Below are 16,332 nucleotides of genomic sequence, written 5' to 3'. Positions count from 1 at the left end.
CTCACTCTCATGGACATCAAACTCATTCTTTTCATCGTCGCCGTAGTCATCGGCCTGGTCCTCTTCGGCCTGATTGTTTCGTTCTTCAACGTGTGGCTGAAAGCCGCGCTCTCAGGGGCCTATGTCAGCCCCTTCAACCTGATTGCCATGCGCCTGCGTGGTGTGCCCTACGGGGTGATCGTCGAGGCGCGCATTCGCGCGGTGAAGGCGGGTCTGGCGCTCGGCATCAACGACATTGAATCCCAATACCTGGCGGGTGGTAACGTGATCTCCTGCGTGCAGGCGCTCATCGCGGCGCAGAAGGCCAAAATCGAGCTGGACTGGCAACGCGCTTGCGCCATCGACCTCGCCACCAAGGGCTCCGGTAAGAGCGTCGAGGAGGCGGTGCGCACCTCGGTCGACCCGAAGGTCATTGATTGTCCGAATCCGGAGGCCGGCCGCAACACCATCGATGGTGTGGCGAAGGACGGTATTCAGGTGAAGGTGCGCGCCCGCGTCACGGTGCGGACCAACCTCGACCGCTTTGTGGGTGGTGCGAAGGAAGAGACCATCATCGCCCGCGTGGGTGAAGGTATTGTGACCACCATTGGTTCGGCCGACACCTACAAGGTCGTGCTCGAATCGCCGGACGCCATTTCGAAGGTCGTGCTCAAGCGTGGTCTCGATGTGGGCACGGCGTTTGAGATTCTTTCCATCGATATCGCCGACGTGGATGTGGGCGACAACGTGGGCGCCAAGCTGCAGGAGGCCCAGGCCGAGGCGAACAAGAAGATCGCGCAGGCTCAGGCGGAAATCCGTCGCGCGGCCGCCGTCGCCGTCGAGCAGGAGATGAAGGCCAAGGTCGAAGAGATGCGCGCCAAGGTGGTCGAAGCCGAAGCACAGGTGCCGCTCGCCATGGCCGAGGCTTTCCGCAAGGGTAACCTGGGCGTGATGGATTACTACAAGATGGAAAACATCCAGGCCGACACCGACATGCGGAAGTCCATCGGTGAGCCGGACGACGAGGACGGCAACAACTCCAATAACTGAGTCTGAGTTGGCCTCCGCGTTTGTTACGCCTCTAGCGAAAGCCGCCTGATGGATTGGATCTTCGATAACATTCAACTGCTGGTGATCATCGGGTCGTCCATTGCCTGGTGGCTCACGCAGCAGAAGAAGGATAGCGATGACGATCAGCCGAAGCCGAGCGATCGGCCGGGGCGGAAAGCCATCGATTGGAAACGCGAGGAGCAGGGCGGCGAGTCGGATGCAGCACGCCAAGTGCGCGAACGCATGCGGCGGCTGCGCGAGCAACGCGGCCAGCAGGAACAGCGTCAGAGCCAGCGTCGTGAATCGCCTCAGTCGGAGCGGCCGCAGCCGACGGCCAGCGACATTCCCCCGGTGTTGCGTGAGCTGATGGGGATCCCCGAGCCGGAGCCAGAGCCGGTGCGTGAGGTGCGCCGGCCGGAGCCGATGGTGCCACCGCCGTTGCCGCGCAATGAAGGAGGCGAACGCATGGCCGCGCAAATGCGGGAGCTGGAGGCCAAGCAACGCGAAGCCGAGGCAATGGCATCGCGGGTCAAAGGCGCGTTGCCGGGCTCGACGGATCGCAAACGCCGCCGCCGGCAGCACTCCGCCTCATACGGTGCGAACACAGGCGGTGATATGATGAGCGATCGGGATTTCCTGAAGACGCTGCGCGATTCGCGCAGTGCGCGGCGGGCGATCATTTTGAAGGAAGTGCTGGATCGCCCGGTGGGGCTGCGGTGAGCGGCGAGTAGCGAGTAGCGAGTAGCGAGTAGCGAGTAGCGAGCTGGTAGCTGGTAGCTGGTAGCTGGTGGCTGGGTGCTGGTAGCTGATCGCTGGTGGCTGGGTGGCTGGTAGCTGATCGCTGATCGCGGCCTAAACGACGAAGCCGAGGCAGGGATGCCTCGGCCACGGGGGAAGGGGGAAAGTGCTCTCGAGGAGGTTTATTCGATGCGGACGCGTTGGCGGCCGCGGAGGCCCGTCTCGGCGGAGATGTTGCTGCGGGAGCCATCGATTTCGACTTCGACGTTTTCCATCGGGTCGGCGGTGAAGAGCAGCTGACCGTTCTTGGGGAAGGTGCGGGAGTCGCCGCGCGTGATGGCACCTTGGAAAATTTCGACCCCGGTGGATTCCTCGACGATCTTCACCCGCACATTGCCGAGGGCGTGCACGACGATGGTGGGATCTGAAGCCACTTGTTGGGTGGCGGTGTCGTCGGTCGCGACGTTGTCCTCACCGCCGCCGCTGAAGGCGCGCACGGTGATGACGACCAAAACGATCAGGGCCACCACCGCGGCGACGAGGACGCTGCCTTTGACCAGCAGCGCCTTGTCGACGTAAGGCAGGGCGCCAGGCTTGGGTTTAAAGGTGGCGGGATTGTCGCCTTCGCTGTCAGCGCCGGCCTCACCGTCGTCATCGTCTTCGCGGCCCGAATCTTTCGACGAGGATACCGTGAGGTCCATGCGACCGTAGGTTTCACGATTGAGCGGCTTGGGGCGGCTGCTGGTGGCGCTGCCGCCGTGGCCGAGAGAATTGTAGTCGTTGATGATCTTCTCGGCCGGAAGATTCAGAAAGTGAGCGTAGTTGCGCAGGAAGCCGCGGACGTAGATGTCGGGCAGGTTGATATCGAACTGGTTGCTCTCGAACTTGTGCAGGTAGTCGCCCCGCACCTTGGTCGCTTCAGCTGCCTCGCGAATGGAAATGCCCTTACGCTTGCGTGCTTCTTCCAGTCGTTCGCCGATATTCTGCATGGTATTTAAGAAGGGGGATTAAACTCAGGATGCAAACCACGTTCCGTGGGCAGCGACAACAGACAATGCGGGAAAGCCGTGAAAAAGCGCGGCCGGAACACGGTAACAGCCGTTGCGTGGCTTAAAGGCTGTCGAGGTCGACGAGGATCTCGCGGGGGCTGGAGCCGTTTTCGGGGCCGACGATGCCTTTGTCTTCCAAGAGATCCATGATGCGGGCGGCGCGGTTGTAGCCGATGCGCAGGCGGCGCTGGATGTTGGAGGTGGAGGCACGCTTGCTCGATTTGAGCACGCCGAGGGCCTGTTGGTAGAGCTCCTCGTCGTCGCCGAGATCACCGTCGCCACCGTCACCGCCATCGTCGTCGGAGCCGGCGCGATCGATCTGCGCCTGCACGTCCTGGGCGTATTGGGGCGGACCGTTGGTCTGCATGAACTCAACGATGGCCATGACCTCGTCGTCGGAGCAGAAGGCGCCCTGAGCGCGCACGAGGCGGGCAGTGCCGGGGGGCGAGAAGAGCATGTCCCCGCGGCCGATGAGGTTGTCGGCGCCCTTGGTGTCGAGAATGGTGCGGGAGTCGACTTGGGAGGCGACCTGGAAGGCGATGCGGGACGGGAGGTTGGCCTTGATGACGCCGGTGATGACGTTCACGGACGGGCGCTGGGTGGCGATGATGAGGTGGATGCCGGCGGCGCGGGCGAGCTGCGCGAGGCGGGCGATCGAGGTCTCGATCTCGGCCGGGGCGACCATCATGAGGTCGGCGAGTTCGTCGATGATGGCGACGATGTAGGGGAGGTGATCCGGCAACTCGATCTCGTCGTCGAGGGCCGGGTCGACGCCGGGCAGGCCGGTTTGCGACTCGGGCGGTTGCTCGGGCAAGTCGGGTTTGGCGTCACGCTTCTTGCGGTTGTTGTAACCGACGATGTTGCGGACGTTGCACTTGGCGAAGATCTGGTAGCGTTGCTCCATCTCGCTGAGCAGCCACTTGAGGGCGCCGGGGACCTTCTTGGGTTCGGTCACCACCGGGATGAGCATGTGGGGCAGGGTGTTGAACACCTTCAGTTCGACCACCTTGGGGTCGACCATGATGAGGCGCACGTCCCGCGGGCTCTTGGAGTAGAGGATGGAGGAAACGATGGAGTTGATGCAGACCGATTTGCCCGAGCCGGTGGCACCGGCGATGAGCAAGTGGGGCATCTTGGCGAGGTCGGAGACGAGCGGCTTGCCGGAGACGTCTTTGCCGAGGGCGATGGGCAGCTCGGCCTTGTGGCCGTTCCAGTCGGTCGACTCGAGGATCTCACGCATGCCGACCGGGGTGGGGTGCTGATTGGGCACCTCGACGCCGACGGCGGCCTTGCCCGGGATGGGGGCGAGAATGCGCACGGACTGGGCGCGCATGCCGAGAGCGATGTTTTTGTCGAGGCCGGCGATCTTTTCGACGCGCACGCCGGGGGCGGGCTTCACCTCGTAGCGGGTGATGACGGGGCCGACGTGGATCTCGCCGATGGAGACCTTGACGTTAAATTCTTCGAGGATGCGCAGGAGGTTCTCGGCGTTGCGCTGGTGCTCCTCCTCGGTGTTGTCCTCGTGCGGCGTGGCGGGATCGGCCAGCAACTTGAGGGGCGGGAAGCGGTAATCGCCGTCGGACTTGGGCGTGTTGACCCCGCGGGCTTTTTTGAGCTCCTCGGCTTTAACGATCTGGAGCTCCATCTTTTTGCCCTCGCCGGTGGCGAGAACCGGGCTGTCTGGCGCGGTGGAAGGTTTGCCAAGGGTGAGGCCAACGACTTTCGGCGGCGGCGGCTTGGGTTCGGGCTCAGGTTCCGGCTCCGGCGCGGGTGGCGGGGCTTCGCGTTTGGCGGGGGCCTTGGCGAGCGGATCGTCGCTGGAGGTGCCGGGGGCAAGTTTGATGTCCTGCTTGGCGACTTCCTTGCCGGCTTTCTTAGCTTCCTTGGCCGCTTCTTTGGCGGCGGCGATACGTTCCTTTTCGAGACGCTTGGCCTCTTCGCGGACCGCTTTCTCTTCTTCTTTGGCTTTGGCTTTGGCCTCCTTCGCGAGGCGTTTTTCCTCTTTGCGCTCCGCCGCGCGCTCGGCGCGATTGGCGCGCCAGTCGTGGAAGCCGGAGATGGCGCGCTCAAATTGGGCGGCGATGTCGCGGGTGAAGATGAAGATCAGTGCGACGACGTAGATGGTGGTCAGCAGCGAAGCGGAGCCAAAGACACCGACTGTCTCGGAGAGCATGCCGTCGTAGATCCAGTGACCGAGCACTCCGCCGAGGCGGCCCTCGGGGAAGAACTGGCTGTCGGCGAAGGAGTGCAGCTTGATCATGGCCGCGACGCCGCAGGCCGAAGCGATGGCCAGCAGCATGGCGGTGAAGCGGGTGAAGGCGAGGCGACGGGCGTTGCGCACGGCCACCCAGAGTGACCAAAAGGAAAAGAAGGGGATGAGCCAGGCGCCGAGGCCAAACCACACGAAGCTCAGGTGTGCCACATCGGCACCGATTTTGCCGACCAGGTTGCGGTCGGTTGGAGTGGTGGCGTTGTTGTAGAAATAACCTTCCTGGAGAGGGCTGTAATCGAGATAGGCCACGGTCAGCCAGAGGCCGAGCAAGAGGCACAGCACGGCAACAAACCACGCTGGGCGATAGCGTGGCGGTTGGAATCCGGCGTGACGGGTCTTTTGTTTTGAAGTCCGGGACTTGGCCATGTCTGTTGAGGCTCCCGCCTCTAACTCTCACCACCGGGTGGCGATTGCGGGGATTTCAGCTCTGCCACCAGCCCGGTCAAATGTAAATAGCCCACTCGGGGCTTTTGGAATTATACGCTCTGTTCACATGCAAGAAGTCATTCGCTTTCAACCGCTTTACCAAGATCGTGTGTGGGGTGGTCGGGTGCTGGAGACGGCGCTCGGTCGCACTTTGCCGCGCGAAGGTCCGATCGGCGAAAGCTGGGAGGTCGTGGACCGCCCGGAAGCCCAATCGGTTCTCGTCGGCGGCACCTGCGACGGTCTGAGCATCCGCGAGGCGATCGACCAGCACGGCGCGGCGCTCATGGGGCCGGATTATCCGGCGGATCGCCCGTTCCCGATTTTGATCAAGTGGCTCGACTGCCGCGAGCGCCTGAGCCTGCAGGTGCACCCGCCGGCGGAGATCGCTCCGGCCATGGGCGGCGAGCCGAAGACGGAGAACTGGTATATCGCCGAGACGACGGGCGAGGCCGGTCTCATCGTGGGCCTGAAAAAGGGCGCGACCCGCGGCGCTTTCGCGTCGGCCTTGGTCGACAACACCTTGGAAGACTGCGTGCACCGCTTCCCGGTGCAGGCGGGCGACTCGATCCTGGTGCACAGCGGCACGGTCCACGCCATTGATGGCGGCAACCTGATTCTCGAGATCCAGCAGAACTCCGACACCACCTACCGCGTGTATGACTGGGGTCGCATGGGTCTCGACGGCAAACCTCGCCAGCTGCACATCGCCGAGTCCTTGGCGTCGATCGACTGGGACCTCTTCGAGCCGGAACCCGTGCGCGCCGCCCGCGAGGACGCGGTGATCGCCGACAGTCAGGAATTCCGCATCCGCCGCGTGCCGCTGGCCGCCGGTGAGTCGGTGTCCTTCGCCGCCGGTGAACAGCCACGTCTCGCCAGTGTGGTGAGCGGCGTGGTTACGGTGAATGATGCTGCCGCCGACACGCTGACCAAGGGCGACAACGCCCTGCTGCCTTACGCCGGGGAGTTCAAGCTCACCGCCACCGCAGACAGCCTGTTGCTCATCACCGAGAACTTCGCCTGAGCCGTTCCCGGCGTTGCCTCGACTCCGGCTTCCGTCCTCGTTCCTCCCTCCGCCCACCACATGCGTTCCCGTTTCCAGCCGTCCTCCCAACACGGCGGCGCCTTCGGCAAGCTGATCCTGTTCATGGTCGTGCTGTCCGCGGCGGTCGTGCTGGCGTGGATGCTTTTGCTGCCGACGGGCGTGGAACGGGTGCTGGCGCAGCGCAGTGGTTTTGCGACCGAGGTGCAGCGCCTGGCCTTCAACCCCGTCTCGGGTCGTTTTTCCGGCGGCGGGGTGGAGATCGACAATCCCGGGATTTGGGGCGGCGGCCGTTTTGTTGAAATCCCGCATTTTGAAGGCCGGCTCGAAACGATGTCGGCCACCCGCGAGGAGTTCGTGGTGGATGAACTCACCGTCGAAATCGCCCACCTCGTGATCGTCATCGGCCCCGACGGCACCTCCAACGCGCAGGCCTTTGGTGAAGGATTCGCGGCCTCCATCGTCCCGGTGGTCCCGACCGGTGAACCACCCACAGCGCTCGCCGCGCTGCCCATGATCGGGGACGGCCCGCAGGCCGTGTTGGTGCGTAAACTGCACCTGAGAATCGGCCGCGTGGAGGTCCTGCAACCCGGCCATGCCACGCTCGATCGCCTGGTGGAGCAGCTCGATTGGGAGGGAGATTATGAGAACGTGCGCGAGGCGCAGGACCTGTTGTCGCAGGCGCTCGTGACCCGCCTGCTGCAATCCCCCGCGCTTTGGCGCGCGCTGCTCAACAGCGAGGCCGTGCAGGGCGCGACCGCGGGCGATTCCCAGCTTAACCAGCTGCTCAATCAGGCCGGCGGTCTGCTCAATTCCCTGCTGCGCACACTTGAACAAAAGCCCTGACCGTAGCTTATTCTGACCCTTTGCAATGAACGATACCACGTCCAAGACCGATTCCAACGAGAGCGAAGAGCCCATCATCGAGGGCACCGAGACTTCGTCTGCGGCCGCAGCGGCATCGTCCGATGCCACCGAAACCACCCCGACCGAGAACGCCTCGGTTGAGGTCGAACCCACGCTCGAAGAGCTGCTGGAGAAGGCTCGCCAAGATGCGACCAGCGCCAAGGAAGCGCACCTGCGCGCCGTGGCCGACCTCGAGAATTTCCGTCGCCGCACCGCCCGCGAGCGCGATGACCTGCGCGCCTATGCGGCGGCCAACGTTGTCGAGGAGCTGATGCCGGTGCTCGACAATCTCGGGTTCGCGCTTCTCGCCGCCAAGGCGCCCAACGCTGAGCTCAAGTCACTCACCGACGGCGTCGAGATGGTGGCCAATCAATTCAAGACGGCGCTCGGCAACCACGGCCTTAAAGAGGTCAACCCGGTCGGCGGCGACTTTGACCCCAACCTGCACGAAGCCATGTCGCAGCAGCCGAGCGACGAGGTGGAGGAGGGCAAGGTGCTCCAAGTGATCCGAGTCGGCTACACCCTCAATGGCCGCCTGTTGCGCCCGGCCTCCGTCATCGTGTCGGGTGGTCCGGCCAGCGACGACGCGAAGAGCGAATCCTGAGCGGCGCGCATCCCCCGACATCATGGCGAAAACCGACTTTTACGAACTACTGGGCGTCTCCCGCGACGTCTCCGAGGGCGACCTCAAGAAAGCTTACCGCAAGCAGGCGGTGAAGTATCACCCGGACAAGAACCCGGGCAACAAGGAGGCCGAGGAGAAGTTCAAGGAGATCTCGCACGCTTACGAGGTGCTCAAGGACCCGCAGAAGCGCGCGGCCTACGACCGCTATGGTCATGCGGCCTTTGAAGGCGGCGGCGCTGGCCGCGGTCCGGGTGGCATGGGCGGCTTCGGCGGTGGCGGTGGCGGCGGTGGTTTCCACGACCCGTTCGACATCTTCCGCGAAGTCTTCGGCGGCGGCGGAGGAGGCGGGGGTGGCGGCGGTATCTTTGAAGAGATGTTCGGCGGCGGTGGCGGTGGTGGTGCCGGCGGTGGCCAGGATGGCGCTGACCTGCGCTACGACCTCGAAATCACCCTCGTCGAAGCGGCCAAGGGCGTCGAAAAGGAACTCTCCTTCCGCAAGGCCATGGCCTGCGAACGCTGCAACGGCAGCGGCGCCGAGCCCGGCTCGAAGCGCGTGACCTGCCCGACCTGCGGTGGCGTGGGTCAGGTGCGACGCAGCGGCGGTATCATCACCTTCCGCCAGACCTGCCCGACCTGCGGTGGCTCCGGCACGAAGATCGAAAAGGTCTGCGCGCGCTGCCGCGGTGAAGGTCGCGAAGCCAAGACGGCCAAGATCAACGTCAAGATCCCGGCCGGCGTCGACACGGGTTCCCGCCTGCGTTCCGTCGGCAACGGCGAAGCCGGCGTGGGTGGTGGCCAACCGGGCGACCTCTACATCGTGCTCACGGTCAAGGAACACGAGATCTTCGAACGCCACGGCCAGGACCTCTTCTGCGAGATCCCGATCAAGTTCACCCTCGCCACCCTCGGCGGCACGATCGAAGTGCCGACTCTCTTTGGCAAAGCCTCGCTCAAGATCCCGGCGGCGACGCAGAGCGGCACCACCTTCCGGCTGCGCGGCAAGGGTATGCCATCGCTGCGCCAAGGCGGTGCGCAGGGCGACCAGCTCGTGCGCGTGCACGTCGAAGTGCCGAAGAAGCTCAGCGACGAGCAACGCCGCCTGCTCGAGGAGTTCGCCAAGGTGAGCGGCGACGCTGATCAACCGACCGAAGAAAGCTGGTTCGAGAAGGCCAAAAAGTTCTTCTGAACCGACGCGGAGTTTCTCTCCTTTGTTAAAAAACGCCGGCCCTCGCGGGACCGGCGTTTTCGTTTACACAACAACTACCAAACGGATCGAACGCGGTGCGATCAGAAAGCGTAAGCGACGCCGAGCGCGGCGCCCCAGTCACCGCCCTCGATGTTGCTCACTTCCACGTAGGGGAGGAGCTTGTCGGTGGCGCGGTAGTTCAGGCGCACGGTGCCGTCGAAGGCGCCGTCGGACCCGTTGTCGAACGAGTCGTCGTAGCCGGCGCTGAGGACGGTGGTGAAGCGGGAACCGAGGTCGAACTCGGCACCGACGCGGGCGCCCCAGATCCAGTCGTCGTCGAGCGCGCCCGGCAGCCAGGCGTAGCCGAGCGAAACGGCGGCGAAGGCGCGGACTTGAGCGAAGTCCTGGTAAACGGTCGCGCTGACGGAGAGGTCGGTCGTGTCGACGTCGGAGTTGGCTTCCACCCAGCCGTAGGTGAGGGCGGCGCCGAGATCGACATTGGCGGAGACCGGCACGTTCACGCCGAGGTTGGTGGCGTAGACGTTGAGGGAGCTGTGGTTCGGGTTCACGAAGCCGAAGCCGAGCTCGGCGGCGCGAACGCCGCGCAGGCTGGCGTTGGTCGCCGGCGTGGAGCCTTGCGCGAACGCGGTGGTGGACACCAAAGCCGCCACGATGAGCGACCCGATGAGGTTATGAGGTTTCATGGATAATTTTCTGTTTAGGTTTAGCCCCCAACACGAAATCGGGGGGCGTCGGAAGTAGGGCCTGGCGGGCGCGTATCAATGAAATAATTTAATAATAATTTCGGAACATTGGGGTGACGCGACAGTCCTCGACGGAAAATCAGGCGCTTGTGTAAATCGCTAGGAGGTATTGGTATGGGAGAAATTTGGGCCCGGGTTTAACCGGTCGATTCGGGTGTGCGGCACCGGTGGGCTCGGTGTGCGATCCGGGTTGCCAAGGCGAGCGGAGGTCGCCGGTTTAGGAGGCATGCGCGTAGTGATTCTTGGTTCCGGTCGCGGCTCCAATGCCGATGCCATTCTGGCGGCTCAAAAGGCCGGTAAACTGGGCTCGGCCGAAGTGGTGCAGCTCATCGTCGATCAGCCGCAGGCGGGCATGTTGGCGCTGGGCGAAAAATACGAGGTGCCGGCGCGTTACCTCGATCCGGCGCCGTTCAAAACCAAACTCGAAGGCGCGGGGGAGGACCTCTACATTGAGATGATCGAAGCGCTGCAGCCGGACCTCATCGTGTTGGCCGGATTCATGCGGGTGATCAAACCGCGCTTCATAGCGCACTTCGCGGGCAGAATTATCAATCTGCACCCGAGCCTATTGCCGGCGTTCCCGGGACTCGACGGCATTGGTCAGGCCTGGCGGCGCGGGGTGAAGCTGGCCGGTTGCACGGTTCACTACGTGACGGCCGAAGTGGATGGCGGCCCGATCATCGACCAAGCGGCGGTGCGTATCGAGGTGGAGGATACATTGGAGAGCTTCGCCGCCAAAATCCACGCCGCCGAGCACCAACTGCTGCCGGCGGTCATCGCGCGCCTGAGCACGGCAGGGGAGTGAGCGGAGAGGCAGGTCAGAGCGGCCGACACGGCCGCTGCTACATCTCGGCAGATAGTATCGACGTTTGGACCCCGGCGGAGGGCGTTGGGGTGTAGCCACGGCCGTGTCGGCCGTGCTCGTCGGACTGGACCTTGGAGTGCGGACGCACGAAACGGTGTTCTGCATCACCTGTCATCTGACCCTTTACGACCGACTGCTGGGTCTCCACGGTTCTGGCCTCATGGCGCACAAAGTTTTCATCGATGGTTCCGAAGGCACGACCGGATTGCAGATTCACGAACGGCTAGCCGGACGCGAAGATCTGGAGGTCATTCAGATCGATCCCGAGCTGCGCAAGGATCCGGCGGCGCGGGCGGCGTGCCTCAATGCTGCCGATGTCGCGTTTCTTTGCCTGCCGGATGCCGCCGCGCAGGAATCGGCCGCGCTGGTGACCAATCCTGACACCGTGGTGATCGATGCCAGCACGGCGCATCGGATGCATCCGGACTGGGCCTACGGCTTGCCGGAATTGGGCGCGGCCTTTCGGGAGCGTCTGACCACGGCCAACCGCATTGCGAACATCGGCTGCCATGCGGGCGCGTTCTTGCTGGGGGTGACGCCCCTGGTGGCGGCGGGTATCATTCCGACGGATACGCGGATGAGTTGTTTTTCGATCACCGGCTACAGCGGTGGCGGCAAGAAGATGATTGCCGAGTTTGAGGCGGCGGATCGGCCGGCGACCCTGAACAGTCCGCGGCTCTACGCGCTGGGGCTCACGCACAAGCACCTGCCGGAGATGAAGCAGCACTCGGGGCTGCAGCACGCGCCGCTGTTTAATCCCGTGGTGGGCTGCTTCCGCCAAGGCCTCGCGGTGACGGTGCCGCTCCATCTGCCGACGCTGCCGGGCAAGCCGACGGTGGCGGCGGTGCACGCTGCTTTGAGTGCGGCCTACGCAGGGCAGACTTTTGTGCGGGTGATGCCCTTGGGCGATCCGGCCAATCTTGATGGCGGCTTCCTCGATGTGCAGGCCAACAACGGCACCAATCGCGCCGATGTGATGGTGTTTGGCCACGACGAGCAGGCGGAGGTGGTGGTGCGCATCGACAACCTCGGTAAAGGCGCGTCGGGCTCGGCGGTGCAGTGCATGAACCTGCGGCTCGGCTTGGACGAGATGGCAGGGCTCACCGTGTAGCGTCCGGCCTGTTCACGCTTTTATTCAACCCCACTACGACCCATGCCCCGATCGACCACCCCGCTCACCTTTCACGAAGAAGTCATGTTGCTCGCGCTCTCGCGTCAGACTGGCGCGATGAAAGGCGGCGAGTGGTTTGAGCAGGTCTTGGGCGGAGCGATCCTGGCGGAAGGTTTCGCGCAGGGGCGGCTCGGTCTGGTGCGGGAGCGGAAGAAGGACTTGGTGGTGGTGCAGGGCACCGGGCCGACCGGCGATGCGCTGTTGGACGACTTGCTGGCCAAGATTGCGGCGTCCGAAAGACGGCGGCGGTTAAACCATTGGTTGAGCAAAGTGGCTGGAACGCGCGGGTTGAAACAAAGCATCGCGGAACGGCTGCAGGAGCGCGGCATCATCGGACTGCGCGAGGACACGGTGTTGTTTCTCTTCACGCGGAAGCGTTACCCCGAGCTCAATCCGAAGCCGGAGGAGGCGCTGCGCGAACGGCTGCGGGCGGCGATCTTCGATCGCGGAGCGGCGGTGACGGAGCGCACGGTGGTGCTGCTCTCGATTCTGCATCACAGCGATATCTTGAAGCGCATCTTTGGCGCGAGGGAGATGAAGGCGCAACGCAAGCATGTGCAGGGTCTGATAGCCAACTCGCCGGTAGGTTCGGCCACGGCAAAGGTGATCGAAGAAATGGAAGCCGCCATGGTCGCCGTAATCGCCGCCTCCGTCGTAGTGGTGGCGGCGAGCTGATTCGCCTGCATCCGCGATTGTCATCGGTAGGACGGCCGGTTCTCGTCGGCGCATGAGTCTCTGGGAAATCAAAGTGCCGTTGGCGGTGGAGCAGGTCGATGCGACCGATGATCTGTTGCTCGAGTTGGGCGATGAGCGTTGGAGTGTGTTGCACGACGTGCTGATCCCGGCGGCGTGGATCGTGGGCGTGTTCGAGGCCAAGGAGGATGCCGAAGCGAGCTGGGCGGCGCTGGCGGGAGCGGTTGCGGGGGCGGGCGAGCCGGAGCTCAACGAGATGCCCGACGAGGCATGGCGCGACGCTTACAAGCTGCACTTCAAGCCGTGGCAGTGCGGGCGCTTGCATTGGGTGCCGGTGTGGGAGCGGGAGACCTACGCGCTGCCGGAGGGCGACGTGGCGATCTGGCTGGATCCGGGCATGGCTTTTGGCACCGGCAACCACGAGACGACGCGACTGTGTTGCGAGCGGCTGGTGGAGTGGGCCAAGACGGCGTCGGCCGACGCGCGTGTAATCGATGCGGGTTGCGGTTCGGGCATTCTGGCCATCTCGGCGGCGCGACTGGGTTGGCGTGAGGTGCGCGCTTTCGACAACGATCCTGAGGTGCTGAGCGTGTGTGAAGAGAATGCGGCGCTCAACGGCTTGGCCGATGCGATCACCTTTTATGAAGGTGACCTGATAACGGGTTGGTCGGGTGGTCCGGGCGATCTGGTGATGGCGAATATCCTCGGTCACGTGCTGATGCAGTTTGTGCCGCAGCTCACCGGCGCGGTGGCGCCGGGTGGCTTGCTGGTGCTCAGCGGCATCCTCGCGACCGAAGTCGATCAAGTGCAGGCGGCGTTCACTCAGGCCGTGCCGGAATGGCGGGTGGAGCAACGCATCATGGGCGAGTGGGCCGACGTTGCGCTGTGGCGGCCCTGAGGGGATGATGAGGGGAGGGAAACGAGGGTAACCCGTTCCGGTGCCCGTCGTCTCACTTTCCGCTCAATCGCTGCCCTCCCCATGAATGTTGACGCTGCCCCGGAATCGCCCGCCCCCGCCCCCGCCTCCGAATCGGAGCAGCCGAAACGGGAGCGCACGGTTGCCTTGATCGCGATGGGTATCGTCCTTCCTGCGATCGCTTGGGTGGTGGAGCTGGTGACTCACACAGCGGCCGAGATTTTGATAAACCCCTTTCCCACGTGGTGGCACGTGCTGTTTGTCGCCCTCGTTCCGCTGGCGAACTTTGGGATGGTGCGAGTGATGCGGGAGCGAGGGGAAGGACCTTGGCGGGGTGTTTTGCGCTGGCTGGTGCCGGTGAGTTTGGGCGTAAGTCTGACCTACTGCATCGTGTTTATTCCCATCGCACCGGCTGCGGCGGTGGGCGTGATCTTTTTCGGACTCGGATTGCTGCCGCTCGCGCCATATTTTAGTTTGTTTATTGCTGCGGCGACGTTCTGGCGTGGGGCAAAGGCGGGGCATTTTGGCCCGGTTCGGGTGCTGCCTCTCGTGGGGTGTCTGGGGGCGGGAGTTCTATTACCAGTGCTGCCACTGATTCCGGCCATGCTGGCTCAATACTCGTTGGCAGGCATCGGAGAAGAGGGCGTGGCACGGGCGGAAGACATGCCGAAACTGCGCACGTGGATCTCGCAGAAGGCGGTGGCGTATCCTCTGCACCTTGTCACATCGCGATTTCACTGGGCTTACGCGCAGTTTGAGGAGGTTGATCGTCGGGCCGCATGGTATCGGCTTTTTGGTGAATCCGAGTCCGCGATGGAGGCTCAAGTGCCACATTGGGCGAAGGTGCGCGAGGACCTTGCGGACAGAGGGTGGAATTGGGATGCTCATCAGGGAGAGCAGGTGATCGGCTCGCTGCTCCCGGATCTGAGTTTGGCGGAATCGAACATCGAGGTGATCACCTACCCGGAGACCAACGTAGCCTACGCGCAGTGGACCCTGGTGCTGCAGAATCAGCACCCATTTCAGAGCGTGGAGGGCCGAACGATCTTACAGCTTCCACCGGGCGGGACGGTTTCGCGGCTGACCCTGTGGATCGATGGAGAACCACAGGAGGCAGCATTTGGGGGCAAGAGTCAGACGACGAGTGCTTACCAAAGCGTGGTCTCCCGGCGACGGGATCCCGTTTTGGTTACATGGCACCAACCTGAACAAGTCTTCATGCAGTGTTTCCCGGTGCCCCCGCAGGGACGCATGCAGATGCGGGTGGCCGTAACCTTCCCCTTGCTGCCGACCGAGCACGGTAATCTGCGGACGGCTCTGCCACGTGTGGTCGCGGCTAACTTCAGTTTGCCGGAGCAGGTGATGACTCAGATTAAGGTCGACGGGGGATGGGCGGAGGCGAGTCGTTCCATCATGGCCGGACGTCTGGGGGCAGCGTCGTTGCACGAATCGTTGTGGGTCACGGTTGATGCGCCGAAGTTGCCGCAAGCGGAGCCGGTGGCGATCGCCCATCCGCACGAAGAGGGGGCTTGGATCGAGCAGCGTTTCGCGACGATTCCGTTCACGTCAGGCGTGTTGCGCATCGTTGTCGATGGGTCGCAGTCGTTGGGAGAAGTGGCGCTTGAGTTGGCATCGGCGCTCAAGGGGCTGCGGGAGTCACCGCCGGTGCAGGTGTATTTGGCGGGGGATACACTGCAAGTGAGTCCGACGGGCACGGCTGGTGAAGCAGCTTCGTGGCTGCTTGAGCAGAAGTTTGTGGGGGGGCAGGACAGCACCGATGCGTTGATTGCGGCCCTGCGTGATCGTGCAACGGAGGCGAGCAGCGATGCGCCGGTGATGTGGATCGCAGGCGCGCAATCCGTTTCTTGGCAAGTTGGCCTGGGAGGCGTCCGCCACCTGTTGCGGGACCTGCCTGCTCGAACCTTGCAAGTGGTGCGAGTCGGCCGCGGCTCAAATGTGCTGTTGGATCGCCTTGCTGAAGACGCCACCGAGGTCTCCTGGCGTCCCCTGAGTCTTGAGAATCAAATAAACCGCATGGCCGGAGTTTTGCGTGAAGCGTTGCGGCCGTCTCCAGTTCTCCACTACACGACACTGCGAGTAAAGCCACCGGGCCGGGTCCTCGAGGGTCCGGCGGCGTTGCATATCGCGCGGCTGTGGACTGCCCGACGGGTGAGTGCGATGGTAGCTCGCGATGAGCGGTTGACCGCAGAGGCGAAAGCAATGGCTGTGCGAATGCAAGTCGTGACGCCGGTCAGCGGGGCGGTGGTGCTGGAATCGCAACAACAGTATGCGGACGCGGGGTTGTCTCAGATCGACCCGATGTCCGCTCCGGCGATTCCCGAGCCGGCAACCTATGGCTTGATGCTGATGGGACTGTTGGTGGCTTTCTATCTCTGGCGCCGACGGCAAAAAGGCAGATGTCAGGATCACTCGGCGATCTTCGTGTGACTTGCAAAGTGGGTCGAACTCGTTGGGCATTCTGCAGTGATTGGGCGGGAGGCATCGCTCAGTCTGCGCGATTTGCGGTGTCGTTGGCACTAGGTCCAAAAAGCCGTAACTAATTGTAAGTGCTTGTGAGTGATTAAATAGGAAGAATGGGTGCGTCCATTTGGTCGGAGTCGGCATGGGGTTGGCAACAGGGGTTGGCGAAGCT

14 protein-coding genes are annotated in these 16,332 nt (G+C 63.5%); 11 read left to right on the top strand and 3 right to left on the bottom strand.

What is annotated here, in order from left to right; all coding sequences use genetic code 11:
• Positions 1 to 9 precede the first annotated feature (9 nt).
• The gene (gene floA / locus K1X11_RS10570) at positions 10 to 1,029 is read left to right on the top strand and encodes a flotillin-like protein FloA (RefSeq protein WP_221032307.1); all 1,020 of its coding nucleotides are present in this window, start codon (positions 10 to 12) and stop codon (positions 1,027 to 1,029) included.
• A gap of 48 nt (positions 1,030 to 1,077) precedes the next feature.
• Positions 1,078 to 1,749, top strand: a complete 672-nt coding sequence (locus K1X11_RS10565; RefSeq protein WP_221032306.1) for a hypothetical protein — start codon at positions 1,078 to 1,080, stop codon at positions 1,747 to 1,749.
• 200 nt (positions 1,750 to 1,949) lie between these two features.
• Here the strand turns inward: K1X11_RS10565 and K1X11_RS10560 are convergent, their stop codons facing one another.
• Positions 1,950 to 2,756, bottom strand: coding sequence for a helix-turn-helix domain-containing protein (locus K1X11_RS10560; RefSeq protein ID WP_221032305.1), 807 nt, complete (start codon positions 2,754 to 2,756; stop codon positions 1,950 to 1,952).
• 121 nt (positions 2,757 to 2,877) lie between these two features.
• On the bottom strand, positions 2,878 to 5,370 hold the full coding sequence (locus tag K1X11_RS10555; protein ID WP_324726158.1) for an FtsK/SpoIIIE family DNA translocase: 2,493 nt from the start codon (positions 5,368 to 5,370) through the stop codon (positions 2,878 to 2,880).
• Positions 5,371 to 5,581: 211 nt separating this feature from the next.
• On the opposite strand from K1X11_RS10555, the gene K1X11_RS10550 reads away from it, so the two are divergent.
• The 4 genes from K1X11_RS10550 to dnaJ are packed head-to-tail and all read left to right on the top strand — an operon-like array spanning position 5,582 to position 9,270.
• Complete coding sequence (locus tag K1X11_RS10550; protein ID WP_221032303.1) at positions 5,582 to 6,535, top strand: type I phosphomannose isomerase catalytic subunit; 954 nt, start codon at positions 5,582 to 5,584, stop codon at positions 6,533 to 6,535.
• 60 nt (positions 6,536 to 6,595) lie between these two features.
• Positions 6,596 to 7,399, top strand: coding sequence for an AsmA family protein (locus K1X11_RS10545; protein ID WP_221032302.1), 804 nt, complete (start codon positions 6,596 to 6,598; stop codon positions 7,397 to 7,399).
• 25 nt (positions 7,400 to 7,424) lie between these two features.
• A complete protein-coding gene (gene grpE / locus K1X11_RS10540; RefSeq protein ID WP_221032301.1) occupies positions 7,425 to 8,063 on the top strand; it encodes a nucleotide exchange factor GrpE in 639 nt (212 codons plus the stop codon).
• Between the two features lie 22 nt (positions 8,064 to 8,085).
• Positions 8,086 to 9,270, top strand: coding sequence for a molecular chaperone DnaJ (gene dnaJ / locus K1X11_RS10535; protein WP_221032300.1), 1,185 nt, complete (start codon positions 8,086 to 8,088; stop codon positions 9,268 to 9,270).
• 101 nt (positions 9,271 to 9,371) lie between these two features.
• Here dnaJ and K1X11_RS10530 read toward each other — a convergent pair whose 3' ends face one another.
• Positions 9,372 to 9,974: a hypothetical protein gene (locus tag K1X11_RS10530; protein ID WP_221032299.1), complete on the bottom strand. Its 603-nt coding sequence runs from the start codon at positions 9,972 to 9,974 to the stop codon at positions 9,372 to 9,374.
• A gap of 286 nt (positions 9,975 to 10,260) precedes the next feature.
• Between K1X11_RS10530 and purN the strand changes: the two genes are divergently transcribed.
• The 5 genes from purN (at position 10,261) to K1X11_RS10505 (ending at position 16,127) form a co-directional block, all read left to right on the top strand.
• Complete coding sequence (gene purN, locus K1X11_RS10525; protein WP_221032298.1) at positions 10,261 to 10,839, top strand: phosphoribosylglycinamide formyltransferase; 579 nt, start codon at positions 10,261 to 10,263, stop codon at positions 10,837 to 10,839.
• A gap of 220 nt (positions 10,840 to 11,059) precedes the next feature.
• The gene (gene argC / locus K1X11_RS10520) at positions 11,060 to 12,010 is read left to right on the top strand and encodes an N-acetyl-gamma-glutamyl-phosphate reductase (RefSeq protein ID WP_221032297.1); all 951 of its coding nucleotides are present in this window, start codon (positions 11,060 to 11,062) and stop codon (positions 12,008 to 12,010) included.
• A 42-nt stretch (positions 12,011 to 12,052) separates the two neighbouring features.
• Complete coding sequence (locus tag K1X11_RS10515; RefSeq protein ID WP_221032296.1) at positions 12,053 to 12,745, top strand: GOLPH3/VPS74 family protein; 693 nt, start codon at positions 12,053 to 12,055, stop codon at positions 12,743 to 12,745.
• 52 nt (positions 12,746 to 12,797) lie between these two features.
• Positions 12,798 to 13,661 carry a 50S ribosomal protein L11 methyltransferase gene (locus K1X11_RS10510; RefSeq protein ID WP_221032295.1) on the top strand — a complete coding sequence of 288 codons (864 nt, stop codon included), beginning with the start codon at positions 12,798 to 12,800 and terminating at the stop codon, positions 13,659 to 13,661.
• An 81-nt stretch (positions 13,662 to 13,742) separates the two neighbouring features.
• On the top strand, positions 13,743 to 16,127 hold the full coding sequence (locus K1X11_RS10505; protein ID WP_221032294.1) for a VIT domain-containing protein: 2,385 nt from the start codon (positions 13,743 to 13,745) through the stop codon (positions 16,125 to 16,127).
• Positions 16,128 to 16,332 lie beyond the last annotated feature (205 nt).

The organism is Actomonas aquatica (genome assembly GCF_019679435.2).
In the GTDB taxonomy this organism is placed as follows: domain Bacteria; phylum Verrucomicrobiota; class Verrucomicrobiia; order Opitutales; family Opitutaceae; genus Actomonas; species Actomonas aquatica.
This window is presented reverse-complemented; position numbering and strand designations above follow the sequence as displayed.

Excerpts from the sequence above, each read along its gene's own strand:
- purN (WP_221032298.1), top strand. The coding sequence starts at position 10,261 with ATGCGCGTAGTGATTCTTGGTTCCGGTCGCGGCTCCAATGCCGATGCC.
- K1X11_RS10510 (WP_221032295.1), top strand. The coding sequence starts at position 12,798 with ATGAGTCTCTGGGAAATCAAAGTGCCGTTGGCGGTGGAGCAGGTCGAT.
- dnaJ (WP_221032300.1), top strand. The coding sequence starts at position 8,086 with ATGGCGAAAACCGACTTTTACGAACTACTGGGCGTCTCCCGCGACGTC.
- K1X11_RS10530 (WP_221032299.1), bottom strand. The coding sequence starts at position 9,974 with ATGAAACCTCATAACCTCATCGGGTCGCTCATCGTGGCGGCTTTGGTG.
- K1X11_RS10565 (WP_221032306.1), top strand. The coding sequence starts at position 1,078 with ATGGATTGGATCTTCGATAACATTCAACTGCTGGTGATCATCGGGTCG.
- K1X11_RS10505 (WP_221032294.1), top strand. The coding sequence starts at position 13,743 with ATGAATGTTGACGCTGCCCCGGAATCGCCCGCCCCCGCCCCCGCCTCC.
- K1X11_RS10550 (WP_221032303.1), top strand. The coding sequence starts at position 5,582 with ATGCAAGAAGTCATTCGCTTTCAACCGCTTTACCAAGATCGTGTGTGG.
- grpE (WP_221032301.1), top strand. The coding sequence starts at position 7,425 with ATGAACGATACCACGTCCAAGACCGATTCCAACGAGAGCGAAGAGCCC.
- floA (WP_221032307.1), top strand. The coding sequence starts at position 10 with ATGGACATCAAACTCATTCTTTTCATCGTCGCCGTAGTCATCGGCCTG.
- K1X11_RS10515 (WP_221032296.1), top strand. The coding sequence starts at position 12,053 with ATGCCCCGATCGACCACCCCGCTCACCTTTCACGAAGAAGTCATGTTG.
- K1X11_RS10545 (WP_221032302.1), top strand. The coding sequence starts at position 6,596 with ATGCGTTCCCGTTTCCAGCCGTCCTCCCAACACGGCGGCGCCTTCGGC.
- K1X11_RS10560 (WP_221032305.1), bottom strand. The coding sequence starts at position 2,756 with ATGCAGAATATCGGCGAACGACTGGAAGAAGCACGCAAGCGTAAGGGC.
- argC (WP_221032297.1), top strand. The coding sequence starts at position 11,060 with ATGGCGCACAAAGTTTTCATCGATGGTTCCGAAGGCACGACCGGATTG.